This is a genomic window from Sphingopyxis sp. LARHCG72, from assembly GCF_052871675.1.
Genome location: NZ_JBIXJU010000001.1, coordinates 782,452 through 806,569, shown reverse-complemented (window position 1 = coordinate 806,569; position 24,118 = coordinate 782,452). Strand labels below are relative to the sequence as shown.

Below are 24,118 nucleotides of genomic sequence, written 5' to 3'. Positions count from 1 at the left end.
TTCAGGTCGCGGCGAGGAAGTCGTCCATCGCCAGATTGACCGCGTCGGGTGCGTCCCACGGCACGAAATGACCGCAGTCGGGAACTTCGACGATCGTCACGTCGGGGACAAGTTCCTCTATCCCGTCGAGATTGCACGGCGGCAGCGCGACATCGTCGAGCGCCCAGATGACGAGCGTCGGGATATTGAGCTTGGGGAACGGGACCGCCGGCGGTTCGGCATAGGGTTCCTCCATCGCGGGCACATCGATCGTCGAACCGCGATACCAGTTGATCATCGCGCGGCAGGTGTCGCGATCCTCCCAATCCTTGAGCAGCCGGCCGATCTCGTCGGCGGGCTGGAGTCCGCCGCTCGGCACCCGCCCTTCAAAGGCATGGGCGAGAATGCCCGCAATGCCATGTTCTTCGATGATCACATCACTCGCGGGGTCGCGGAAGGTGCGGATATACTGGCTCGCGGCGCGCTGGTCGGCGTTGACCGCGAGCAGCCGCTGGAAGATGCCGGGATGCGGCGCATTCGCGATGACGGCGCGGGTCACGCGGCCCGCCCACGCCGGATGCAGCCCGCCCGGCTGACCGCCAAGCGCAACACCCCACGCGATCGCGCCGCCCCAGTCGTGCCCGACGACCGTGAATTCACCGACGCCGAGCGCATCGGCGAGCGCGAAGATGTCGGCGATCAGCTTGTCGGGCGTGTAGGATTCGACGTCCTGCGGCTTCGACGAGCCGCGATAGCCGCGCTGGTCGGGCGCGATGCAGCGGAAGCGCGTCGCGAAATGCGGCAACTGATGGCGCCAGGTGCGGTGCGATTCGGGAAAGCCGTGGAGAAACATCAGAACCGGCGCGCCCCGCGGCCCCATATCGACGACGTCGAGCTCGACCCCGGTTGAAAGCTTCACACGCTGCTGCTCGAAATCGCCGATCATCGACACCGCTCCTTTGGTTTCTTTTCAAAACCAATCTGGCGGGGATCGATGCGACTGGCAAGCTGCAACACATGTCGGGGTATCGGGTGAAGGAGACCGGAAGTCCGCCGTGTCCGCTAGGGGGTGGATTTAAGACGTTCCCGCCCATCTCGTCATCCCCGCGAAGGCGGGGATCCCGCTTGGCGACGGTGAAGAAGAAAGCGGGATCCCCGCCTTCGCGGGAATGACGGGATTCGGTCGAAACCGGGCCTAGGGATAGCTCACCGTCTTGGGCATTCCGGGAAGCGGGATGAATTCTTCGCTGTCGCCGGGGACGAGCGGGAATTTGCGCTCTTTCCACTCCTGCTTCGCGTCGTTGATGCGGTCGCGGCTGGAGCTCACGAAATTCCACCACAGATGGCGCGGCGTCGTGAACGCCTCTCCGCCGAGCAGCATCACGCGCGCGTCGCTTTCGGCGCGCAGCGTCATCGCCTGCCCCGGCTTCAGGATATAGAGGCTGTACCGTTCGAGCGCCTCGCCATCGAGGCTCGCATCGCCGAGCGCGACCAGCACCGCACGTTCGTCCGCTTCGGCATCGATCGGGATCGTCGCGCCGGCGTTCATCAAGATATCGGCGTAGATGGTCGCGCTATGCTGCGTCGTCGGCGCGGTCGCGCCCCACAGGCTGCCCATGATCACGCGCGCCGAAACATGGCCGTCCTCGACGAGCGGCAACTGATCGGCGGGGACATGCTCGAACGCGGGATCGGTCTCTTCCTTGCCGTCGGGCAGCGCGAGCCAGGTCTGCATCCCCGAGATGCCCGATCCGGTCGCGCGCTCGCCCTGCGGCGTGCGTTCCGAATGGACGATCCCGCGTCCGGCGGTCATCAGGTTGCACGCGCCCGGCCGGATCGTCGCATAAGTGCCGAGGCTGTCGCGATGGTCGATCGCGCCTTCGAACAAATAGGTCAGCGTCGACAGGTTGATATGCGGGTGCGGGCGCACGTCCATGCCCTGACCGATGTCGAAATGCGCGGGGCCGAACTGGTCGACGAAGATGAAGGGGCCGACCATCGTCCGTTCCTTGTTGGGCAAGGTACGCCGCACGTCGAATGCCCCGATGTCATGGGTCGAAGGGGTGATGATAGTGAACATCAGCCGAGCCTTTCCAGTGTCTTTCGGGTCTTGTCGGTTTCGACATTGCCCGTGTTGCGCGTCGTGCCGGGTTCGAGCAGGACAACATGGCATTCGCCGCCCAGCGCCTCGGGACAATGTTCGACGCCGTGCGGGACGATGATGAACTCGCCGGGCTCGACGATCACGTCGCGGTCGCGAAACGCCATCTTCATCCGGCCGGCGACGACGAGGAAGAGTTCGTCCTCATGGTCATGATGATGCCAGTCGAACTTGCCGTCGAGCTTGACCAGCTTGACCTGAAAATCATTGATGTCGCCCGCGACACGCGGGTTCCAGTGATCATTGAAGGTCGCGAAAGCTTCGGCAAGGTTCACCTTGTCGGGCATCGTCATTCTCCCGGGGCGGTCGCCTTGATCGCGAGCGCATGGACGCGCTGACCCGGCAGGTCGCCGAGCGCCTTGTTCACCGCGCGCTGGCGCGCGACGCGGTTCTGGCCGGCGAATCCCGCCCATTCGATGTTCAGGCTGAAATGCGACTCGCCGCTGCCATCGTCGCCCATATGGCCGTGGTGGCTGGCGCTGTCGTTGTTCACGACAAAATTTGCGTCGGGAAAGGCTGCGCTGAGCAGGCTTTCCATCTCTTGCTGTACGGGGCCTTTGCTGCTCATGGGTTGACCATAAGCGCTTCGTCGCCAAATTATAAGACCTCCAACGCCTCTCGAAAGTCCCTTGTGCCTTCTTCTGCACGCCCTTCCCGTTTTCATGGCCGCGTCCCGCGCGAAGCCCCCTGCGCCGCGCCCGGATGCCGCGAACCCGGCGAGTTCCGCGCGCCGATGGCGTGGACGCGCTCGCCCGACGGCCCGCCGCAATATCGCTGGCTGTGCCTCGACCATGTGCGCGAATTCAACGCGGGCTATAATTTCTTCGAGGGTATGACCGCCGACCAGATCATGGAGGCGCAGTCGCCGACCGCCGGCTGGGAAACCGAGAGCCGCACCTTCCGCCCCGCGGGCAGCGCCGATTTGCCGCCACGCTGGGCCGACTTCAGGGACCCGATCGACGCGCTCGGTGCACGCTTTCGCCAGCGGATGGACGAGGCGCGGCGGGAGGCCGCCAATCCCGGCATTTCGCGCGAGGAACATGCCGCGATGCAGTTGCTCGGCCTGCCCGCGGGTGCGGACCGCGCGGCGCTGCGGCGGCGCTACAGCGAACTGGTCCGCAAATATCATCCCGACCGCAATGGCGGCGATCGCAGTTTCGAGACGAGACTCGGCGAAGTCGTTGCGGCATATCAGTTGCTGAGAAAAACGAAGGCATTCGCATAGGAGAGGCGCGATGACCGACCTGAACGAAGCACGGATCGAGGTCGTGCGCCGGCACATGGCGCTCGAGATCACGCACGACTGGGACGGCGTTCTCGCGACCTTCGACCATCCGCGCTACGAATTGATGGGCCCCGGCACGATCTTCGACGGCGAAGCGGCGGTGCGGTCCTATTTCGCCGCGTCGCGTGAGCCCTTTCCCGATCAGGCGAACGAGGTGATCGCGATCGCCGCCGATGAAACGACGAACACGGTGCTCGTCGAATTCTGGCTGACGGGCACGCACACCGGCCCGCTGAAGCTGGGCCTGCGCACGATCGAACCGACCGGCAAGGCCTTCCGCATTCGCATGGCCGCCAGTTTCGAATTCGCGCCCGGCGGCGACAAGATCGTCTGCGAACGTCCCTATTACGACCAGTCGGCAGTGATGAAGGCGCTTGGCCTGCTCTGAAAAGGCGTTGCAAGCTGAAACCGAGGCCTATACCGCGCTAGCCGAAGCGCCGTCCGCGGCGACTCTCCCCATTATCGTTTCGCTGGACCTTGTGACATGACCGATATTCCGAACAGCCTTCCCGATCACCACGGCTCGACGCTGCTTGCGGCGCCCGATACCGAGGTCGATGCGCGCGAGGTCTTCGGGGTCAATATCGACATGAAGGTGCCGGCGTTCAGCGAGGCGGACGAACGCGTCCCCGATCTCGACCCCGCCTATGTCTTCGACGGCGACACGACGCTCGCGATCCTCGCCGGCTTCAAATATAACCGCCGCGTGATGGTGCAGGGCTATCACGGCACCGGCAAGTCGACGCATATCGAACAGGTCGCGGCGCGCCTTAAATGGCCGTGCATCCGCGTCAACCTCGACGCGCATATCAGCCGTATCGACCTCGTCGGCCGCGACGCGATCGTGCTGCGCGACGGCCAGCAGGTCACCGAATTCCGCGAAGGCCTGCTCCCGTGGGCGCTGCAGACACCGACCGCGCTCGTGTTCGACGAATATGATGCCGGGCGCCCCGACGTGATGTTCGTGATCCAGCGCGTCCTCGAGACCGAGGGCAAGCTGACGCTGCTCGACCAGAACCGCGTGATCCGCCCGAACCCGCATTTCCGCCTTTTCTCGACCGCGAACACCGTCGGGCTCGGCGACACGAGCGGGCTGTATCACGGCACGCAGCAGATCAACCAGGGCCAGATGGACCGCTGGAACATCGTCGTCACGCTGAATTATCTGCCCGCCGCGACCGAAAGCGCGATCATCCTCGCGAAGGTGCCCGACACCGACGAGACGACCGTCGCCAATATGGTGAAGGTCGCGGACCTGACGCGTCAAGGCTTCATCAACGGCGACATCTCGACCGTGATGTCGCCGCGCACAGTGATCAGCTGGGCGCAGAACACCGCGATCTTCAACAATATCGGCTTCGCCTTCCGCCTCTCTTTCCTCAACAAGTGCGACGAAGCCGAGCGGATGATCGTCGCCGAATATTATCAGCGCGTGTTCGGCGAGGACCTGCCCGAAAGCGTCGTCGGCAAATAGCCGATGATGCAGGGCCGCCTGAAATTAGACCCGTTCGCTGTGTCGTCTCCCTTTGGGGACCGGAGAACGTCGAGACACAAGGCCCTAGAGAAATGGATGATAGAATCCGCGAAGCTTCGAAGACGCTTCTTTCTAGAAATGGAAGACGACCCTTTTCATTATAATGAAACCGCTACAGTTAGCTTCTTAACAGGCAGCGCCTATGCTGCCGGCGGCGTTGCTCTCGCAGAATATTATGCCGTAAAACGTCGAAAAGACAGATTGATTGAGAACTCTCGAGGCCGAGATGATCTCTATGTGGCATTTGGCGAACTCGACTGGATTTGCGAGTTCAAGCAAATCTGGACTCCCACACCCAGCGTTTTGAAAAATACTTTCGTTGATGCACAAAGATGTGCTCGACAAACTAAGACCGATGACAAAAGCCCGGGAACTGCCGTTAACGTGGCAAGAATATGGGAAAAACATTCCGAAAAATTGAAAATTAAATACAGAGAAAACATCGATAATTTCATATATTTTAATAGAAATTATATTGAGTCTTCTTTCTATTTTTCTAACAGTTCCGGAGAAGTTGATCTTTTTATAATTTTTTCTGACGCCCACAAGGAAAGACAGAAACCAATTCCCATTCGATAGACCCAAAAACGAGAGTGGAATTTAGCACCAAACCCCGACATTCTCCTTCGCCTGTGTCGAGGATCACGAATTATAGAACCTTCGCCTATCAAGAGAGATTACAGGAAATGTCGTGAGCAGGCTCGCCGCCATCCTTACCGCAACGCTCGTCGCCATCATCCTCGCTGGATGCAGCATCGCGGCGGTCGATTATGGCAAGGTCCGCCATGCCGAATATGTCGCCGATCCGCGCTGCTCAGCGCAGGCGGGCGCCGTCGTCGACGGCGAGGCGCTGCCCTATTTCTTCGCGACGAGCCGCCTGCCCGACTGCCGGACGAGCGAGATCGAGCTGCTCCATCACCGCGGCGACCAGATGCGATACGGCCGTTTCAACGCGCCGCGCGACGTCGTGATCGGCAAGAAGAAAAAGCTGCTCGCGCCGCTGGCTTTCCAGACCTCGGCCGACTGGTGGCGCGCGCTGCAGGCCGAGACCGACCGCAAGCAGGGGCGCGTGCTGCTCTATGTCCACGGCTATCGCGAGAATTTCTCGACGACGTCGAAGGACGCGGCGCAGATCGCGCGCATGACCGGCTTCGACGGCCCGATCATCGAATATAGCTGGCCGTCGCAGGGCAAGGTCCTGAGCTATGTCGTCGACGAGACGAACATGTATCACGACGTCCGCAATTTCCGCGACTTCCTGAAATCGCTCGCCGAACAGAGCTGGGTGAAGGAGGTTGTGGTCGTGTCGCACTCGCTCGGCGCGCGGCTCGTGATCCCCGCGATTGCCTATGTCGATCGCACGTCGAGCAACGCCGACAGCAGCAATATCTCGAACGTCATCCTCGCCTCACCCGACATCGACCGCGAGACGTTTGAGCGCGATATCGAGGAAGAGGTGCTCTCGGCGCGGCGGGTCGCCAACAATCGGCGGATCACCGTCTATACCTCGCGTGCCGACAAGGCGCTCGCCGCGTCGCGCGCGATCCACGGCTATCCGCGGCTCGGCTCGCCCTATTGCTTCAATCCGTTCGAGGCGGCCGACCTGAAGGCCAAGGGGCTGCCCGAGCGTTGCTACCCGGCCTCGCGCGCCGGGTTGACGGTGATCGACACCACCGATGTGTCGCGCGGATCGACGGGGCACAGCAATTTCCTGCGCAGCGGCGTGGTGTGCTGGGACTTTATCGATGTCGTCGCGAACAAGCGCACACGGCCCGAACGCGTCGCAACGCCATGGGCGCACGTGTTCCGCCTGCTTCCCGATCCCGTGATACCCAAGAATGGCGACGATGCGATCTGTCAGCGGACGCCCGAGGTCGAAGAACCGCAGTGAGGGCCTAGAAGCCGCACATGATCGCAAAATTGGTGAGCCAGACGACCGGTCCCTCGCCGGTCCACAGCCACAGACCGCCCGCCGCGATCAGGACAAAAAGCGCGAGCGCGATCCAGTCCTGCCGCGCGATCTTCACGCCGGTTCCAGCCGTTTGACCGGCGCGTCGGCGATCGGCAGGTGGACGAGCCCCGCGAACAGCCCGAGCGCGATCGAAAAGCCCCACGCGATATTGTAGCTGCCGGTGGCGTCGAAGATGAGTCCGGCGGTGTAAGCGCCGAAAAAGCTGCCGAGCTGGTGGCTGAGGAACACGATGCCATAGAGCATCGAGAGATAGCGGATGCCGAAGATGCGCCCGACGATGCCGCTGGTCAGCGGAACGGTACCGAGCCAGAGAAAGCCCATCGCGGCCGCGAAGACGAGCGCGCTCGCATGGCTCAAGGGCAGGAAGAGGAAGAGCGCGATCACCGCCGAGCGCGCAGTGTAGAGTGCGGACAGGACATATTTCTGGCGCATCAAATCGCCCGCACGGCCGAAGACATAAGAGCCGAGGATGTTGAACAGCCCGACGAGCGCGAGCACCTGCGCGCCGATCTCGATCCCCAGCCCCTTATCGTCGAGATAGGCAGGCAAGTGCGTCGCGATGAAGGCGATGTGGAACCCGCACACAAAGAAGCCCGCGTTGAGCAGCCAGTAACCGCGATGGACCGCCGCCTCGCGCAGCGCCTCACGCGCGGTCTGTTCTTCGGCGACGAGCGTCCCGGGCGTGTCGGTGCGGCCGGAAACGCCGATCGCGAGCAGGCCGCAGAGCGCGACGAGCCCCGCCATGATCCACAAGGTCTGATGATAACCGATATCGCCGAGCAGCGTCGAGGCGAGCGGCACGACGAGAAACTGGCCGAGCGAGCCGCCCGCGGTCACGATACCGAACGCGCTACTGCGCTTTTCGGGGCTGACGACGCGGCCAACCGCGCCGAGCACGACGACGAAGGTCGTCGCCGACTGCGCCATGCCGATCAGCAGCCCGAAGCTGATGTGCAGCCCGATCGCATCGGTCGCAAACGCCGCCCCGATCAGCCCAAGCGCGTAGAGCAGCGCGCCGCCGAGCACGACACGCCCCGCGCCATGTTTGTCGGCGAGCGCGCCGACGAAGGGCTGGACGAGTCCGAAGAGCAGGTTCTGCAGCGCCATCGCGAGCCCGAAGTCGGAACGGCTGATCCCGATATCGACACTCATCTGCGGCAGGAACAGGCCGAACGACTGGCGCACACCCATCGCCAGCGTGACGATGAACGCGGCGCAGAGGATGACGACCCAAGGCTTTTTCATGGGGGAGAGTCTGGGGGAAGACATGAGCGGCGGATGCGCCTGCCCCGGCGTGAGGTCAAGCGAGCTTAGCTATATTCCCCCGAAGCCCAAAGCTGTTTACGGCTCCAATCATGGCGCCGTTTTGCTCTTGCGCGGTCGTGAGCCGCCATTTTCCCCTCCCCCTTGATGGGGGAGGCAGCGAGACTTGCCAGCTTGCTGGCTTAGTCGCAGCGGTGGGGGTGCGGTCTCGGCCCGAAGCGAGGGTCGAAGGACGCACCATCACCCCCATCCAACTCCGCCTAGCGCCTACGGCGCAAGGCTTCGTATCCTTCCCCCATCGAGGGGGAAGGCGGGCAGACTGCAGCTTCCATGACAATGGAGGACGCTAGCCATGAAACGAACGCCGCCGGATGGCTCGACTCAGCGAGCGCGGCGATTGCGCAACGAAATGACCGATGCCGAGCGCAAAGTCTGGGAGCTGTTGCGCACCGCCTTTCCCGATTGGCGCTTTCGCCGCCAGGTTCCTATCCGCCAGTATATCGCCGACTTTGCCAGCCATCGGGCGCGATTGGTAATCGAGATCGATGGCGGACAGCATAGTGATGAAGTTGACGCCCCGCGCACGGCGACAATCGAAAATGACGGCTATCGCGTGATCCGTTTCTGGAACAATGATGTGCTCGCTAATATTGACGGTGTCGCCACCCTTCTGACAAAGGCTTTGGACGAGACATCACCCCCACCCAACCCTCCCCCATCAAGGGGGAGGGCTTTAGAAGACCGCCCCGCACGATGACCGCCCAATCTCCCCTCGACGATTTCAAGGCCGCGCTGTCGAGCGTCGCGCGCGCGGTGACCCGCGATACCGAGGTCGAGGTCGGTTTTACCGCCGACGCGCCAGCGCAGATCGGCAAGGCGATCAAGGTGCCGACCCCGTCGCGCACTCTGCCCGCCGACCAGGTCGCCGAGGCGCGCGGCTTTGCCGACAGCTACGCGCTGCGCATGAAGCACCACAGCGAGAAATTGCACGCCGCGGCGCGCCCTTCCGAACCGCTCGCCGCAGCCGCGTTCGACGCGATGGAGCGCGCGCGGATCGAGGCGCTGGGCGCGCGCCACATGAACGGCATGCGGAGCAACCTGTCGGCAAGCCTCGCGATGCGGATGCGCAGCGACCCGATCAGCCGCGCGCAAGGCCGCGAGGATGTGCCGATTTCGAGCGCGCTCGAACTGATGTTGCGCGAGGCGCTGACCGGCGAGCAGGCACCGCAAGGGACCGAGACCGGCCTGTCGCTGGTGCGCGAATGGATCACGGGCGAGGCGGGCGGCGACCTCACCGCCTTGTCGATGCTGCTCGACGATCAGGCCGCCTTTGCCGAAACCGCGAAGCTCGCGCTCCGCCACCTCGACCTCATCCAGAGCGACGAGCGGCTGGAGGAAGGCGCGGAGGATGGCGGCGAGCAGGACGAGACCGAAGCCGAGGACTCGCCGGAAGAACAGGAAAGCGAAGACGGCGGCGCGGGTGAAAGCCAGGTCGACGCGCGCGCCGAAATGGCGGGCGATCAGGCCGACGACGGCGACAGCGACCCCGACGCGCAGGAGATGGAAGCCGACGGCGAGCCCGAAATGGGCGGCGAAGGCGACGAGGGCATGCTCCCCGTGCGGCCCAACCGCCTGCCGAGCGACATTCCCGATTTCAACTATCTGCGCTTCACCGAAAAGCATGACGAGATCATCCTCGCGACCGAGCTCTGCGATGCCGACGAGCTGACGCGGCTGCGCGCCTATCTCGACCAGCAGATGACGCATCTGCAAGGCGCGGTGACCAAGCTCGCCAACCGGCTCCAGCGCCGCCTGATGGCGCAGCAGAACCGCGCGTGGGATTTCGACCAGGAGGAAGGCCAGCTCGACGCCGCCCGCCTCGCGCGCGTCATCGTCTCGCCTGGCCAGTCGCTGTCGTACAAAATCGAGCGCGATACCGATTTCCGCGACACCGTCGTGACCTTGCTGATCGACAATAGTGGCTCGATGCGCGGCCGCCCGATCAGCATCGCCGCGATCAGCGCCGACATCCTCGCGCGCACACTCGAACGCTGCGGCGTGAAGACCGAAATTTTGGGCTTCACGACGCGGACATGGAAGGGCGGGCAAAGCCGTGAGGACTGGCTCGCCGCGGGTCGACCCGCACACCCCGGCCGTCTCAACGACCTCCGCCACATCATCTACAAGCCCGCCGACGAACCCTATCGCCGCGCGCGCAAGTCGCTCGGGCTGATGATGCGGGAAGGGCTGCTGAAAGAGAATATCGACGGCGAGGCACTGATGTGGGCGCACCAGCGCATCATCGGCCGCCCCGAAGAGCGCAAGATCCTAATGGTGATTTCGGACGGCGCGCCGGTCGACGACAGCACGCTGTCGGTCAACCATGGCGCCTATCTCGACCAGCATTTGCGGCAGGTGATCCAATGGATCGAGAACCGCTCGCCGGTCGAATTGTGCGCAATCGGCATCGGCCATGACGTGACGCGCTACTACAGCCGCGCCGTCACGATCATGGATGCCGAGCAATTGGGCGGCACGATGGTCGAACAGCTCGCGGGCCTGTTCGACATCGATTGACCGGATAGCAAAAGGGGAACGGCAACGCCGCTCCCCTTCGTGTTTCTCCAGGCCATGCGGCCAGCGCTTATTTCTTCTTGCCGGTCCAGGCTTCGGGATCGAAGCCTTCGAGCGTGTCGCCCTTTGCCCCGGCGGCAATCTCTTCGGCGGTCAGGAACTTGATCGCGACGCCGCCGGCCTTGGTGCTGCCCCAGCTCATCGCCGTGATGCGGCTGTCGCCATATTTTGCGCCAATCACGGCATCGGCACCCAGCTTTTCGCCGCGTTCCCAGATCTCGTTGTAGATCTTCTGCTGCGATGCTTCCTTGCTGAAAATCGTCGCCTTGCGCACCCCCGCAGTCACCACACCGATGATCTTGTACGGCTTGTCGGTGATGTCATGGGGAAAGACGGGCACACCCATTTCCTCATTGACCATCACATAGGTGGCGTCCTTCTTCTTCGCCATGGCAGGCGTCGACACCGCCATTGCGGCAATAGTGATGCCGGCAATCATCCCGATGAATTTCATTGTCTGCTCCCCCTTTGTTGGTCCGCGACAATTCCCTCTCCTTTCCAAGCGGGTCAACAAGATTCTGGCTTGGCAATTTCGTCTATTCATGGCCTATCTGGCGCGGGGTTGCAGGGGGCAGGTAATGACGCTGATATTGGGCGCGGCGATGGCCGTTTTACTTTCGGGAGCGGCGCAATCGGGGGCGATCGTCGAACCGGCGGCAGCGCCGGATTCCGTCCCGGCGGTGCCAGCCGAACCCGCGATTGGTCCGCTCGTTCTGAAACGCGATACGCCCATTCATTTCATGGTGATCTCGGAAGTCACGACCAAGACGCATATGCCCGGGCATCGCTTCAGGCTGCGCGTCGACAAGCCGGTTTTCGTCGATGGCGTCCTCGCGCTTCCGGTCGGGACGATCGCGTGGGGCGAAGTGCTCGCGGCGAAGAAGAGCGGCAATGTCGGCAAGTCGGGATCGCTGGAGGCGCGGCTCCTTTATGTCGACGTCAACGGATATCGCGTCCCGATCAGCGGCAGCAACACCGCCAAGGGCGCGGGCGGTGGCGCCGAAACGGCGCTCGGCGTCCTCGCGCTGGGGCCGCTCGGCCTGCTCGCCAAGGGCAATAATGCGAAGATCAAGGCGGGCGAGTTGATGACCGGCTTCGTCGAACAGGACACCGAGATTCCGCGCCCGCAAGCAGCAGCGCCGTGACGGGCGGCCGCGCGCTTCTTGCCGCGGCCGGGCTGATGCTGGCCGGTCCGGCTGCCGGCGGAGAGCCCGCTTCCGCCGATCGCGCTGCGGCACCAGCGGCGGGGCTGTTATTGCCTGCGGGGACGCGGATCGACCTGGTCACGCGCGATGCCGTGTCGACGAAGAAAAACGAAAAGGGCGACCTGCTTTACCTGAAGGTCGCGACGCCCGTGATCGTGGACGGCGTGGTCGCGATTCCCGCCGGCACCATCGTCGTCGCGCAGCTGACGCGCGCCGAAAAGCGCGGCGCCTTCGGACGGTCGGGCAAACTCGACGTCCAGTTGCTCTATGCCGAACTTCCCGGCGGCCCCCTGCGCGTCAGCGGCACATTGGAAGCGCGCGGCAAGAAGGACGCGGGCGATGGTGCCGCGACCGCTGCCGCCTTCCTCGTCCTGCCCTTCCTTTCTACGGGCCGCAGCGCCGAAATCCCTGCGGGGTCGGAGGTTTCCGCCCGGCTCGACCGCGATCTGCGGGTCGACCCGCGATAATCGCGGCCGGAATCGCCTCTTCCGCACGCAGGGTGACAAGCCCTTTGCCCCTCGTTACAACCCCTTCCCGATGCAGCAGGGACTCGCGGCCTGACGACGAGAGCCGCTGTATCGACATATGTGCTGAGGGGTCGCCGGCATGACTTGGGGCCGCACCGGGGTGGTGCGTGGCTGAGGGGGCGACTGACACATGAAAAAAGCATCCGACCTGTTCATCGAATGTCTCGAAGAAGAAGGCGTCGAGTATATTTTCGGCGTTCCGGGCGAGGAAAATCTTGATTTCCTCGACAGCCTGTCGCGATCGAAGAAGATCAAGCTGATCCTGACCCGCCATGAACAGGGCGCGGGCTTCATGGCCGCCACCTATGGCCGCCACACCGGCAAGACCGGCGTCTGCCTCGCCACGCTCGGCCCCGGCGCCACCAATTTCGTGACGGCGGCGGCCTACGCCCAGCTTGGCGGCATGCCGATGATGATGATCACGGGCCAGAAGCCGATCAAGAAATCGAAACAGGGCCGCTTCCAGATCCTCGACGTTGTCGCGATGATGGGGCCGATCACCAAATATACGCACCAGATGGCGTCGTCGGACAATATCCCGAGCCGCGTGCGCGAAGCCTTCCGCCTCGCCGAAGAGGAAAAGCCGGGCGCGGTGCATATCGAGCTGCCCGAGGATATCGCCGACGAGCATACCGACAGCCTGCCGTTGAAGCGCAGCCACAGCCGCCGCCCGACCGCCGACGTCAAATCGATCCGCGAGGCGGTCAAGGCGCTCGAGGAAGCGACCTCCCCCGTCCTTGTCATCGGCGCGGGCGCGAACCGCACGATGACCAGCCGCATGTTGCTCCAGTTCATCGAAAAGACCGGAATCCCCTTCCTCACGACGCAGCTCGGCAAGGGCGTGATCGACGAGCGCCACCCGAAGTTCCTCGGCTGCGCCGCGCTGTCGGCCGGCGATTTCGTCCACCGGGCGGTCGAGGCGTCGGATTGCATCGTTAACCTCGGCCACGACGTGATCGAGAAGCCGCCCTTCTTCATGCAGCGCGGCGGCCCGACCGTGATCCATGTGTCGACGAAGACCGCCGAGGTCGACCCCGTCTATTTCCCCGACATCGAGGTGATCGGCGATATCGCCAACGCCGTGTGGCAGATGAAGGAAGACATCGTCCCCAACGGCGGGTGGAAATTCGATCACCTGCTCGCCTATCGCAAGGCCGAGGTCGAGCATACCGCTCCACTCGCGAAGGACGAGCGCTTCCCGATCTTCCCGCCGCACCTCGTCCAGTCGGTGCGCGATGCGATGCCCGACGACGGGATCATCTGCCTCGACAATGGCGTCTACAAGATCTGGTTCGCGCGCGGCTATACCGCGTGCAAGCCGAACACCGTGCTGCTCGACAATGCGCTGGCGACGATGGGTGCGGGGCTGCCGTCTGCGATGATGTCGGCGATGGTCTATCCGGGGCGCAAGGTCATGGCGATCTGCGGCGACGGCGGCTTCATGATGAACAGCCAGGAGATGGAGACCGCGGTGCGCCTCGGCCTCAACATCACCGTGCTGATCCTGAACGACAACAGCTATGGCATGATCCGCTGGAAACAGGCGAATATGGGCTTCAAGGATTGGGGGCTGACCTATGGCAACCCCGACTTCGTCAAATATGCGGAAGCCTATGGCGCGTACGGCCACCGCGTCGAGAGCGCGGCGCATCTGAAGGAACTGCTCGCGCATACGCGCGATACGCCGGGCGTCCACCTGATCGACTGCCCGGTCGATTATTCGGAGAATGACCAGATCCTCAATATCGACATCAAGAAATTGTCGAAGGAACTGTAATCTTTGGCATCCCTACCCCGGCGAAAGCCGGGGACCTATATCCCGCACTGGGTCTCGGCCTTCGCCGGGATACGGAGACCGGCCGCATGAAACTCAAGGACGTCTACCCACTCTACCTCAACAACAAGGCGGTGCAGCCGAACACCGACCTCGAGGTGATCGACAAGTTCACCGGCGAGATCGCATTCCGCACAGCGCTGGCGACCCCGGACATCATCGACGAGGCGATCGCGGGCGCCGTCCGCGCCGCCGAACCGATGGCGCGGCTCGCGAGTTTCGAGAAGCGCGATGTGCTGTTGCACTGCGTGACGCGCTTTCAGGAACGGTTCGACGAACTGGCCTATGCACTGTGCGTCGAGGCGGGCAAGCCGATCGCCGACAGCGAAGGCGAAGTCACGCGCCTGATCGACACCTTTCGCATCGCCGCCGAGGAAGCGACCCGCAACTATGGTGAGGTCCAGCCACTCGACATCTCGGCGCGCGCCAAGGGCTATATGGGGATGTGGAAGCGCGTGCCGATCGGGCCGTGCAGCTTCATCTCGCCGTTCAACTTCCCGCTGAACCTCGCCGCGCACAAGATCGCCCCCGCGATCGCGATCGGCTGCCCCTTCGTGATGAAGCCCGCGTCGCTGACGCCGCTCGGGGCGATCATCATGGGCGAGGTGCTCGCCGAATGCGATATCCTGCCCGAGGGCGCGTTCAGCATCCTGCCTGCGACGCGCGCGGGCGCCGACCTGTTCACCACCGACGAACGGCTGAAACTGCTGTCCTTCACCGGCTCGCCGGGCGTCGGTTGGGACCTCAAGGCGAAGGCCGGCAAGAAGAAGGTCGTGCTCGAACTCGGCGGCAACGCCGCGGTCGTCGTCGACAAGGACGCCGACCTCGACCATGCGCTCGCGCGGATCATCTTCGGCGGCTATTACCAGTCGGGCCAGAGCTGCATCCACGTCCAGCGCGTGATCATTCACGAGGATATCTACGACCGCTTCCGCGACATGCTCGCCGCGAAGGTCAAGACGCTGAAATCGGGCGATCCGAAGCTGCGCGATACGTTCATCGGCCCGATGATCTCGGTCAAGGAAGCGCAGCGCCTGAAAGGCTGGATCGACGATGCAGTTGCTGCGGGCGCGACGCTGCTCGCGGGCGGCGGGTGCGAGGGCAATATGCTCGAAGCCGCGCTGCTCGAAAACGTCCCTGGCGACACCGACGTCGTGCGCGAGGAAGCCTTCGGCCCCGTCGTCATCCTGTCCAAATTCGCGAAATGGGACGAGGCGCTCGCCGAGGTCAACGACAGCAAGTTCGGGCTGCAGGCGGGCCTGTTCACCAGCGATATCCACAAAGTGCTCGAGGCGTGGGATCATCTCGACGTCGGCGGTGTCGTCGTCAATGACGTGTCGTCCTATCGCGTCGACAATATGCCTTACGGCGGGGTGAAAGATTCGGGCCTCGGCCGCGAGGGCGTGCGCTTCGCGATCGAAGATATGAGCGAAATCAGGAATTTGGTGATCCGGCGAACCTGATTGGATCATGGTTAACCCGATATGTGTCAAATAGGCAACGTCACCAAAGCGTCTTCGAACTTTCTTCATACTGTCGCGAGTTTGAATCGCACGCTGTAACAAAACTCCTGTCTACGCCGGGGACAGCTAAAGGCTGTTTCCGGAGTGTGACATGGCATCGATTTCGACCCTGCCGATCCCCGCCCGCTTTCCCGACCCCTTCACGACCGATCCGCACGTTCCCGAACGGCTGATCGGCGAGCGGCGGAGCTATCGCAGCGTGTGGGTCAGCGACATCCACCTCGGCACGCGCGGCTGCAACGCCGCGATGCTGATCGACTTTTTCGACCATGTCGATTGCGAGACGCTCTACCTCGTTGGTGATATCATCGACGGCTGGCGGCTCAAGAAACGTCATTTCTGGCCCCCCGAACATAATGACGTCGTGTGGCGCGTGCTGAAGCGCGCGAAGCGCGGCACGCGCGTCGTCTATGTCCCCGGCAACCATGACGAGATGGTGAAGCCGTTCGACGGCTTCGATTTCGGCGGGGTCGAGATCCGCCGCGAGGCGATCCACGAGACCGCCGACGGGCGCAAACTGCTCGTCGTCCACGGCGACGAGTTCGACGCGGTGATGCTCGCGCACCGCTGGCTCGCCTTCGTCGGCGACGCCGCTTACACCGCGCTGATGAAGTGCAACGTCGTCGTCAACGCGGTGCGCAGCAAGTTCGGCCTGCCCTATTGGTCGCTGTCGATGGTCGCCAAGCACAAGGTCAAGAACGCCGTCCAGTTCATCGGCCGCTATGAAGAAGTCGTCGCGCACGCCGCGCGCTCGCGCGGGGTCGACGGGGTCGTGTGCGGCCATATCCATAGCGCCGAGATGCGTGAGATCGAGGGCACCGAATATTATAACGACGGCGACTGGGTCGAAGGCTGCACCGCGCTCGTCGAGCACCACGATGGCACGATGGAAATATTGCACTGGGCCGAAGAGGTCGCGGCGCGCAGCGCCCCTACGAAACTCGCGCTGTCGGCGGCCGCATGAGGATCCTCATCGTCACCGACGCGTGGGAGCCCCAGATCAACGGCGTCGTGCGCACGTTGCAGGCGACGATCGGCGAATTGCGCGGCGCAGGCCATGAGGTCGGGGTCGTCTCGCCCGACCTGTTCCGTTCGGTCCCCTGTCCTTCCTATCCCGAAATCCGCCTCGCCTTTGCCGGATGGCGCAAGGTCGGGCGGCATATCCGCGCTTTTTCCCCGCAAGCGATCCATATTTCGACCGAGGGTCCGCTCGGACTTGCGGCGCGGCGCTGGTGCCTGAAGAACGGTTTTCCCTTCACCACCGCCTATCACACGCGCTTTCCCGAATATGTCGCGGCGCGTTTCCCGATCTCGCCCGATGTCGTCTGGCGTTTCATCCGCTGGTTCCACCGCCCGGCGCGGCACATCATGGTCGCGACGCGCAGCCTCGCGCGCGAGCTCGCCGAACAAGGCCTTGGCCAGACGATGATGTGGGAACGCGGGGTCGACCACGCGCTATTCCGCCCCGACCGTGCGGCCCACCCGGCCTATGATGGCCTGCCGCGACCGATCCAGCTCTATGTCGGCCGTGTCGCGGTCGAGAAGAATATCGGCGCGTTCCTCGGCTGCGACCGGCCGGGCACGAAGATCATCGTCGGTGACGGACCCGCGCTCGCCGAGCTGAAAGCGCAGCATCCGCAGGCACTTTTCCTCGGCAAGCTCGGCGGCGAAACGCTCGCCGCGGCCTACGCGGGCGCCGATGTCTTCGTTTTCCCGAGCCGCACCGACACCTTCGGCCTCGTGGTGATCGAGGCGCTCAGTTGCGGCACCCCCGTCGCGGCCTTTCCGGTGCCCGGCCCCGGCGACATCGTGACCGACGGCGCCGGGGCGCTCGATGAAGACCTCGGCCGCGCGATCGACGTGGCGCTGACGTGCGACCGCGCCGACGCCGCGGCGCTCGGCGCGCGCTACAGCTGGTCGAGCTGCACCGCGCAGTTCGCGAAGGCGCTGACGTTCGTCCCGTCGGAGCCCGCGCCCGGCGCGCCCAGCGGCGCGGCAAGCCTCGCAGCCTAGAAGGTCTTGCGCCACTCCAGCTCGATATAGCGGCCGAGGGGGTCGATATAGCCAGGCTGGTAGTTGAGCGGCACGACACCGTTCGCATTGGTGATCTTGCGCTGCGCGTCGAAGATATTGTCGACCGCAAGGCGCACGCGCGATCCCTTCAGGAAAGGCAGCTTCTCGGTCAGCTTCGGCTTCTGGTTCAGGTCGACGAAGAAGCGAAGGTTGAACGTCGCAAGATCGCCGAACTTGAGGTCGCCCGCGGTGCTGCCGGTCACCGTGCTGCCGCTGTCATATTTGGCGCTGAGCCGCACCCCCATGCCCTTGTTGAACAGCCCGCCGTCGAGTTCGAACAAATGCCGGTTGCTGCCGCCGTTGCTGCCCGTCGCCGACCCGTTGAGCATGTCGAGTTCGGGGACGCCGGGACGGATCAGCACCGTGTCGGTCAGCTTGATCGTATGATAGAGCGAGACCTGCCAGCGCCCGCCCTGCGGCCCGCCGAACATGCCGCCGGGACCGCCCTGCCCGCGGCCGCCGCCCATGCGCGGGCCACCGCCGCCGCCGCGCGGACGATCGGCGCCACCACCCTGGCGGCCACCCGGACGTGCGCTTTCGCCCCCCGGCGCGCCACCGGGGCCGCCCGCGCCGGGACCGCGCTGTTGCTGCTGGCCAAAGCTCTTGCCGAAGTTGAGCCCCCAGCGGATCTGCGAATTTTCGGCGCGGTCGAAATTGACCGGCCGCTGGTCGATCGCGAGCAGCACGCCGTTCGGATCGCGTATCACGCGGTCGGGGAATGCCGCCTCGATCTCGGGCGTCAGCAACGGGAAGCTGTTCGTCGTGTCATAGCTTTTGTTGCGGTTGTAATTGACCGAGACATTCAGCCCCTCGACCATCGGCGGCGACCAGTTGAGCCCGAGCTTGAGGTCGCGGCGCTGTTCGGCGAGCAGGAAGGGATTGCCGCCCGTCGTCGTCGTGATCTGAACCGTCTGGCCGGTCCGGATGTCGTAATAGGTGACGCCGTCGGTCACCAGCGGCGCGGCGCCGAGCTGCTGGATGCCGGGCGCCGCCTCGTCCTGGTTGAAGCTCGCGATTAGCGACAGATTGTCGGTCACACCCCAGTTGAGGTTGGCACCCCAGCTCTTGAGCGCCGAAAAATCGCTGGGATTCTGCACCTGTCCGCTCAGCGTCAGCGACACGCGGCCGATGTTGCCGACCTCATATTCGGGGTCGAGCAGCGGCACGGTCAGCGAGCCGAAAACCCCCGGGAGGTCGCGGGCAAGGTCGGTGTTGGTGATGCCATTGCTGTTTTCGGAACGGCTGTCGAAACGCAGCCCCGAATAGCTTCCCGTCATCGACAGGCGGATCGGCCCTGCCCAACCCTCCGTCACCGTGCCCGACAGGTTGGCGTTGCCGCCGAAAGTCTGCTGGCTGCTCTCGAACCGGTCGCGCGCGCCGCTGATGCGGTCGGTAAAGGTCAGTTGATCGGCGTCGGCATAATTGCCCGACACCGACCAGCGCCAGTCACCGAGCATGCCGTTGACGCTCGCGGTGGTGGTGAGGTTGCGGCTGCGGCTGTCGCGTTCGAGCGGATCGGAAACCCCGCCAACGCCGGGGCCGAGCAGCGAGAGGCTGTCGGTCTGGTCGAAGCGCACGTTGACCGATGCGTCGGTCACCTTGTTGAGGCTACGCTGGATCGTCGCGTCGATCAGATACTGGTCGGATGCCGACAGCAGGCTGCGCGCGGGCGCCTCGGCCGCCTGCGCGGGATCGTCGTAGACGAGGTCGCGCTCGCTTTCGAGCAGCATCGTCTTGTGTTCCCAGCCCGCGTTGACGTTCAGCCGGCCGTTTTCGCCGATCATCAGGAAGCTCGGTTCGATCTCGCTCTGGAAACGGCCGCCCTGCGTCGGGATGCCGCCCTCGCCCTCGACCGCGATCTGGCGGAAATTGGGCTTGAGCACCATGTTGACGACGCGTTCGTCGGCCGAATAGCCATATTGCAGCGCGACCTCTTCGGGGAAAACCTCGACCTTCGCGATCGCCTCGGGAGGCAGGTTGCGCACTTCGCCGAAGCCGCCGATGCGGCGGCCGTTCACGAGGATGATCGGCCGGCCGCCACCACGTCCGCGACCCGAGCGCGTCTGCGGCGCGAGCGCATCGAGCAGTTCGGACACGTTCGACACGCCATAGCTCGCGATCGCCGCTTCATCGAGTTCGGCCTCGGCCTTGATGTCGGTGTCGAGCTGCCCCGCGAGGCGCGGGGCGGTGACGATGATTTCGTCCTCGCTATAATCGTCATAGGCGTCCTCGACCGTTTCGGGCGCGGCGGGAACGGATTCGGCCGGTTGTTCGGCCACGGCGCCGGCGACGGGCTGGCCGATCGGCGCCTGCGCCATCGCGGGCAGCGCGAGCGACGCCCCGGCGGCAAGCAGCGCGGCACGTGCGGAAAGGGGCAGGCGGACATTATTCATCGGGGAAAGCCTTTGTTTCTTTTCTGTCTTGGTTTTTTCTTTGCATGACGGCGCTTAACGCCCGCTGACGCCGCCCTTTGTTCGGCGTTCATTTATGTCGCAATTGTCGCAACAATGTGTCGGGGCTATCGCTGTTCGACGGGCGCCCGATATCGACCGCTGGACAGCATGGGCCTTCGCCCTTATCGGCCACCCATGCCGACTCCAGACTCTTCCGCTCCGCCCGAATCCATCCTGATCATCGACTTCGGATCGCAGGTGACCCAGCTCATCGCCCGCCGCGTCCGCGAAGCCGGGGTGTATAGCGAGATCGTCCCGTTCAGCGCGGCCGAAGCCGCGCTCGAACGGATGCAGCCGAAGGGCGTGATCCTGTCGGGCTCGCCCGCCTCGGTCCCCGCGAGCGGCAGCCCGCGCGCGCCGCAATCGGTGTTCGACAGCGGCCTCCCCATCCTCGGTATCTGCTACGGCCAGCAGGTGATGAGCCAGCAGCTCGGCGGGCAGGTCGAACCCGGGGGCGCCGATGGCGAGCGCGACGGCGAATTCGGCCGCGCCTTCCTGACCGTCACCGAACCCTGCGTGCTGTTCGACGGCCTGTGGGAGGTCAGCGAACGCCATCAGGTGTGGATGAGCCACGGCGACCGCGTCACAAAGTTCGCCCCCGGCTTCCGCATCGTCGCGATCAGCGACGGCGCGCCCTTCGCGCTGATCGCCGACGACGAGCGCCGCTATTACGGCACGCAGTTCCACCCCGAAGTCGTCCACACCCCCGACGGCGCCAAGCTGATCGCCAATTTCGTCCGCCATGTCTGCGGCTGCTCGGGCGACTGGACGATGGCAGAATTCCGCGCCACGAAGATCGCCGAAATCCGCGCACAGGTCGGCGACCAGCGCGTGCTGTGCGGCCTGTCGGGCGGCGTCGACAGTGCGGTCGCCGCGGTACTGATCCACGAGGCGATCGGCGAACAGCTCACCTGCGTCTTCGTCGACCACGGGCTGCTCCGCATGAACGAGCGCGAACAGGTCGAACGCCTGTTCCGCGACCATTATAATATTCCGCTCGTCGTCGTTGACGCCGAGGAGCGTTTCATGAGCGGCCTCGCCGGGGTCACCGACCCCGAGAAGAAGCGCAAGTTCATCGGCGCCGAATTCATCAACGTCTTCGAGGAAGAGGCGAAGAAGATCGGCGGCGCCGATTTCCTCGCGCAGGGCACGCTCTACCCCGACGTGATTGAATCGGTTTCGTTCACCGGCGGACCGAGCGTGACGATCAAGAGCCACCACAATGTCGGCGGCCTCCCCGAGCGGATGAACATGAAGCTCGTCGAGCCGCTGCGCGAGCTGTTCAAGGACGAAGTCCGCCTGCTCGGCAAGGAGCTCGGCCTGCCCGACATTTTCGTCGGGCGCCACCCCTTCCCCGGCCCCGGCCTCGCGATCCGCATCCCCGGCGAAGTGTCGAAGGAGCGCTGCGACATCCTGCGCAAGGCCGACGCGGTCTATCTGGAAGAAATCCGCAATGCCGGCCTCTATGACGCGATCTGGCAGGCGTTCGCCGTGCTGCTTCCCGTCAAGACCGTCGGCGTGATGGGCGACGGGCGCACCTATGACCATGTCTGCGCGCTGCGCGCCGTGACCTCGACCGACGGCATGACCGCCGACATCTATCCATTCGACGCAAGCTTCCTCAGCCGCTGCGCGACGCGCATCATCAACGAGGTACAGGGCATCAACCGCGTGGTGTACGACTATACGTCGAAGCCGCCGGGCACGATCGAGTGGGAGTGACCGTATCGATCGGCTAAAATTGGAATGAGCACTTCGATTGCTCGACCAGGTTACGCCAATTGGATCGAAAAAGCGGCAGCAATTTCACAACTTGATTCAAGCCATCTCTCGCGGGCCCAGTATTGCCCGCGCAACCGGGGCGTTTCCCGATGATGACCCCGGACTCGAGCGAGACGAGGTCATACGGCGTCGTCACGTAGCTCCAGAAGCCGTCGGCAGTCGCGGGGCGCCTGCCGCGAATGGCCCCATGGCGCTTGAGGGCAGCGGACATGATCTGGCCGATGGACGAAAAACCCTTCAGTCCTCGGCCGCGATCCGCACGCGGAGGCCGTCGAGCGCGTCGCTGAACCGGATCTGGCACGACAGGCGCGAATTGTCGTCGCGATCCGTCGTCGAATCCAGGAGGTCGTTCTCGTCCTCGCTCATCGCCGGCATCGCCCGCTTGTCGCCGTCCTCGACATGGACGTGGCAAGTCGCGCACGAACAGCAACCGCCGCAAAGCGCCAGCAGCTCGTCGAAGCCCGCGTCGCGGATATTTTCCATCACGGTCAGGCTGGTGTCGCCCTCGATATCATGCTCGGCCCCGTCGCGCGTCACCACAATCAGCCTGGCCATATATTTCCCTGCTTTTTCCGGCACCGAAAGACATGCAAACGCGGCGGGGCGAGATCCGCCGTAACCGGCGGACCTGCCCGCTTACGCGCTCGCTCGATCAGAATTTGAAGCCCACTTCGACATAGATTTCGCGGGGATTGTCGACGAAGGCCGACATGTCGGCGAGAACGCCCGTCCCCGCGGTCCCGGTACCCGTCCCACCCGCGAACGGAATATCGTTCGCTGCCGTAACGACCAGCTTGTTGGTGAGGTTGCGTCCGATCAGCCCGATCGTCCATCGGCCTTGAGGCCTTGCGCAGAATGGTTTGAAGGATTCCGCCCGACTCTATACGGGCACCGGATTGGTTGCCTTCAGCGCCTCGCGCTGGGCTTTAGCGCCCAGCCGTTCGTATAAGGGCACATCGCCGGGATTCCGAATTACAATGAATTATCGCCATAGCTTCCATGCCGGCAACAGCGCCGATGTCGTAAAGCACAGCCTGCTGATCGCCCTCGTGCGGGCCTTGCAGCAAAAACCGGGTGCGCTGACCCTGATCGACACCCATGCCGGCTGCGGGCTGTACGACCTTGGCGGCGACGAGGCGAGGCGCACCGGTGAGGCTGTACAGGGCGTCGTGCGCGCCTTTGCGGACACAAACCGCTTGCTGGACGACTATCGCGCCGCCGTGCGGGCGGTAAATGCCGGGGAAGAGCCGCGTCTCTACCCCGGATCGCCGCGATTTTTGGCGCAGCTTCTGCGCCCGCAGGATTTTCTGATCCTGAACGAGAAACATCCCGACGACGTCTATGCCCTGCGCGGCGCGATGCGCGGCACTTCCGCCGCCGTGCATCAGCGCGACGCCTACGAGCTTTGGCTGGCGATGCTGCCGCCCCGCACCGCGCGCGGCGTCGTGGTGGTCGACCCGCCGTACGAGCAGGCCGATGAACGCGCCCGTATCACCGCCACCCTCGCCGCGGCGCACCGCAAATGGGCGCATGGCGTGACGGTGGTCTGGTATCCGCTGAAAGACCGCGCCACGCATGCGCGCTGGAAAGGGCAACTCCGCAATCTTGGCATCCCGAAAATGTTGAACGTTGAGCATTGGTTGTACGATCGCGACCAGCCCGACATCTATAACGGCGCGGGCCTTTTTATCGTCAACCCGCCCTACGCCTTCACGCAGGCGCTGCCGCCTCTGCTGGAAGCGCTGCGCGCGGCGCTGGCGCCCGAGGGGCATAGGGGGAAGATTACAACCGATTGGTTGGGCGATTAGAATATATCGCCTTCGCAGGGGCGACGGTGATGCAATCGTCCGCTTCCCGCACAGTCCTTGACGCCCACCGGAAGGACGGGTTCGC

24 protein-coding genes are annotated in these 24,118 nt (G+C 64.1%); 15 read left to right on the top strand and 9 right to left on the bottom strand.

Features of this window, described 5'->3' with window-relative positions; all coding sequences use genetic code 11:
• Window position 1 precedes the first annotated feature (1 nt).
• The 4 genes from ACIPPQ_RS03910 to ACIPPQ_RS03895 form a co-directional block, all read right to left on the bottom strand.
• Window positions 2-925 carry an alpha/beta fold hydrolase gene (locus ACIPPQ_RS03910; RefSeq protein WP_446542884.1) on the bottom strand — a complete coding sequence of 308 codons (924 nt, stop codon included), beginning with the start codon at window positions 923-925 and terminating at the stop codon, window positions 2-4.
• A 249-nt stretch (window positions 926-1,174) separates the two neighbouring features.
• Window positions 1,175-2,059: a pirin family protein gene (locus ACIPPQ_RS03905; RefSeq protein ID WP_446542883.1), complete on the bottom strand. Its 885-nt coding sequence runs from the start codon at window positions 2,057-2,059 to the stop codon at window positions 1,175-1,177.
• Window positions 2,059-2,427, bottom strand: coding sequence for a cupin domain-containing protein (locus ACIPPQ_RS03900; RefSeq protein ID WP_446542882.1), 369 nt, complete (start codon window positions 2,425-2,427; stop codon window positions 2,059-2,061). The genes ACIPPQ_RS03905 and ACIPPQ_RS03900 overlap by 1 nt, the downstream gene beginning before the upstream one ends.
• A 2-nt stretch (window positions 2,428-2,429) precedes the next feature.
• Window positions 2,430-2,708, bottom strand: a complete 279-nt coding sequence (locus tag ACIPPQ_RS03895; RefSeq protein WP_446542881.1) for a BolA family protein — start codon at window positions 2,706-2,708, stop codon at window positions 2,430-2,432.
• Between the two features lie 165 nt (window positions 2,709-2,873).
• Between ACIPPQ_RS03895 and ACIPPQ_RS03890 the strand changes: the two genes are divergently transcribed.
• The 5 genes from ACIPPQ_RS03890 to ACIPPQ_RS03870 all read left to right on the top strand — a co-directional run bounded on the left by ACIPPQ_RS03890 (window position 2,874) and on the right by ACIPPQ_RS03870 (window position 6,850).
• A complete protein-coding gene (locus tag ACIPPQ_RS03890) occupies window positions 2,874-3,365 on the top strand; it encodes a J domain-containing protein (RefSeq protein WP_446542880.1) in 492 nt (163 codons plus the stop codon).
• A gap of 10 nt (window positions 3,366-3,375) precedes the next feature.
• Complete coding sequence (locus tag ACIPPQ_RS03885) at window positions 3,376-3,813, top strand: ester cyclase (RefSeq protein ID WP_446542879.1); 438 nt, start codon at window positions 3,376-3,378, stop codon at window positions 3,811-3,813.
• Between the two features lie 96 nt (window positions 3,814-3,909).
• Complete coding sequence (gene cobS, locus ACIPPQ_RS03880; RefSeq protein WP_446542878.1) at window positions 3,910-4,899, top strand: cobaltochelatase subunit CobS; 990 nt, start codon at window positions 3,910-3,912, stop codon at window positions 4,897-4,899.
• 138 nt (window positions 4,900-5,037) lie between these two features.
• Window positions 5,038-5,538, top strand: a complete 501-nt coding sequence (locus ACIPPQ_RS03875; protein WP_446542877.1) for a hypothetical protein — start codon at window positions 5,038-5,040, stop codon at window positions 5,536-5,538.
• A gap of 112 nt (window positions 5,539-5,650) precedes the next feature.
• Entirely contained in the window at window positions 5,651-6,850 is a 1,200-nt protein-coding gene (locus tag ACIPPQ_RS03870; protein ID WP_446542876.1) for an alpha/beta hydrolase, read from the top strand.
• A gap of 4 nt (window positions 6,851-6,854) precedes the next feature.
• On the opposite strand, the gene ACIPPQ_RS03865 is transcribed toward ACIPPQ_RS03870, so the two are convergent.
• On the bottom strand, window positions 6,855-6,986 hold the full coding sequence (locus tag ACIPPQ_RS03865) for a hypothetical protein (protein WP_327455160.1): 132 nt from the start codon (window positions 6,984-6,986) through the stop codon (window positions 6,855-6,857).
• Window positions 6,983-8,176, bottom strand: coding sequence for an MFS transporter (locus ACIPPQ_RS03860; protein WP_446542875.1), 1,194 nt, complete (start codon window positions 8,174-8,176; stop codon window positions 6,983-6,985). Before ACIPPQ_RS03860 ends, ACIPPQ_RS03865 begins: the two co-directional genes overlap by 4 nt.
• Window positions 8,177-8,546: 370 nt before the next feature.
• Between ACIPPQ_RS03860 and ACIPPQ_RS03855 the strand changes: the two genes are divergently transcribed.
• On the top strand, window positions 8,547-8,951 hold the full coding sequence (locus tag ACIPPQ_RS03855) for an endonuclease domain-containing protein (protein WP_446542874.1): 405 nt from the start codon (window positions 8,547-8,549) through the stop codon (window positions 8,949-8,951).
• Entirely contained in the window at window positions 8,948-10,771 is a 1,824-nt protein-coding gene (gene cobT / locus ACIPPQ_RS03850) for a cobaltochelatase subunit CobT (RefSeq protein WP_446542873.1), read from the top strand. The genes ACIPPQ_RS03855 and cobT overlap by 4 nt, the downstream gene beginning before the upstream one ends.
• Before the next feature lie 67 nt (window positions 10,772-10,838).
• On the opposite strand, the gene ACIPPQ_RS03845 is transcribed toward cobT, so the two are convergent.
• Entirely contained in the window at window positions 10,839-11,282 is a 444-nt protein-coding gene (locus tag ACIPPQ_RS03845; RefSeq protein WP_446542872.1) for a hypothetical protein, read from the bottom strand.
• 124 nt (window positions 11,283-11,406) lie between these two features.
• Between ACIPPQ_RS03845 and ACIPPQ_RS03840 the strand changes: the two genes are divergently transcribed.
• The 6 genes from ACIPPQ_RS03840 to ACIPPQ_RS03815 all read left to right on the top strand — a co-directional run bounded on the left by ACIPPQ_RS03840 (window position 11,407) and on the right by ACIPPQ_RS03815 (window position 17,930).
• Window positions 11,407-11,973, top strand: coding sequence for a hypothetical protein (locus ACIPPQ_RS03840; RefSeq protein WP_446542871.1), 567 nt, complete (start codon window positions 11,407-11,409; stop codon window positions 11,971-11,973).
• Window positions 11,970-12,500, top strand: coding sequence for a hypothetical protein (locus tag ACIPPQ_RS03835; protein WP_446542870.1), 531 nt, complete (start codon window positions 11,970-11,972; stop codon window positions 12,498-12,500). Before ACIPPQ_RS03840 ends, ACIPPQ_RS03835 begins: the two co-directional genes overlap by 4 nt.
• Window positions 12,501-12,690: 190 nt before the next feature.
• Window positions 12,691-14,337 carry an acetolactate synthase large subunit gene (locus ACIPPQ_RS03830; protein WP_446542869.1) on the top strand — a complete coding sequence of 549 codons (1,647 nt, stop codon included), beginning with the start codon at window positions 12,691-12,693 and terminating at the stop codon, window positions 14,335-14,337.
• Between the two features lie 86 nt (window positions 14,338-14,423).
• Window positions 14,424-15,857 (top strand): aldehyde dehydrogenase family protein, encoded by a 1,434-nt coding sequence (locus ACIPPQ_RS03825; RefSeq protein ID WP_446542868.1) that lies wholly within the window; start codon window positions 14,424-14,426, stop codon window positions 15,855-15,857.
• 151 nt (window positions 15,858-16,008) lie between these two features.
• Complete coding sequence (locus ACIPPQ_RS03820; protein WP_446542867.1) at window positions 16,009-16,881, top strand: UDP-2,3-diacylglucosamine diphosphatase; 873 nt, start codon at window positions 16,009-16,011, stop codon at window positions 16,879-16,881.
• Complete coding sequence (locus tag ACIPPQ_RS03815; RefSeq protein ID WP_446542866.1) at window positions 16,878-17,930, top strand: glycosyltransferase family 4 protein; 1,053 nt, start codon at window positions 16,878-16,880, stop codon at window positions 17,928-17,930. The genes ACIPPQ_RS03820 and ACIPPQ_RS03815 overlap by 4 nt, the downstream gene beginning before the upstream one ends.
• Here ACIPPQ_RS03815 and ACIPPQ_RS03810 read toward each other — a convergent pair.
• Complete coding sequence (locus ACIPPQ_RS03810) at window positions 17,927-20,383, bottom strand: TonB-dependent receptor plug domain-containing protein (RefSeq protein WP_446542865.1); 2,457 nt, start codon at window positions 20,381-20,383, stop codon at window positions 17,927-17,929. The genes ACIPPQ_RS03815 and ACIPPQ_RS03810 overlap by 4 nt on opposite strands.
• 195 nt (window positions 20,384-20,578) lie before the next feature.
• On the opposite strand from ACIPPQ_RS03810, the gene guaA reads away from it, so the two are divergent.
• Window positions 20,579-22,165: a glutamine-hydrolyzing GMP synthase gene (gene guaA / locus ACIPPQ_RS03805; protein ID WP_446542864.1), complete on the top strand. Its 1,587-nt coding sequence runs from the start codon at window positions 20,579-20,581 to the stop codon at window positions 22,163-22,165.
• A gap of 297 nt (window positions 22,166-22,462) precedes the next feature.
• Here guaA and ACIPPQ_RS03800 read toward each other — a convergent pair whose 3' ends face one another.
• Window positions 22,463-22,780 carry a 2Fe-2S iron-sulfur cluster-binding protein gene (locus ACIPPQ_RS03800; protein ID WP_446542863.1) on the bottom strand — a complete coding sequence of 106 codons (318 nt, stop codon included), beginning with the start codon at window positions 22,778-22,780 and terminating at the stop codon, window positions 22,463-22,465.
• Between the two features lie 422 nt (window positions 22,781-23,202).
• Between ACIPPQ_RS03800 and ACIPPQ_RS03795 the strand changes: the two genes are divergently transcribed.
• Window positions 23,203-24,033: a 23S rRNA (adenine(2030)-N(6))-methyltransferase RlmJ gene (locus ACIPPQ_RS03795; protein ID WP_446542862.1), complete on the top strand. Its 831-nt coding sequence runs from the start codon at window positions 23,203-23,205 to the stop codon at window positions 24,031-24,033.
• Window positions 24,034-24,118 lie beyond the last annotated feature (85 nt).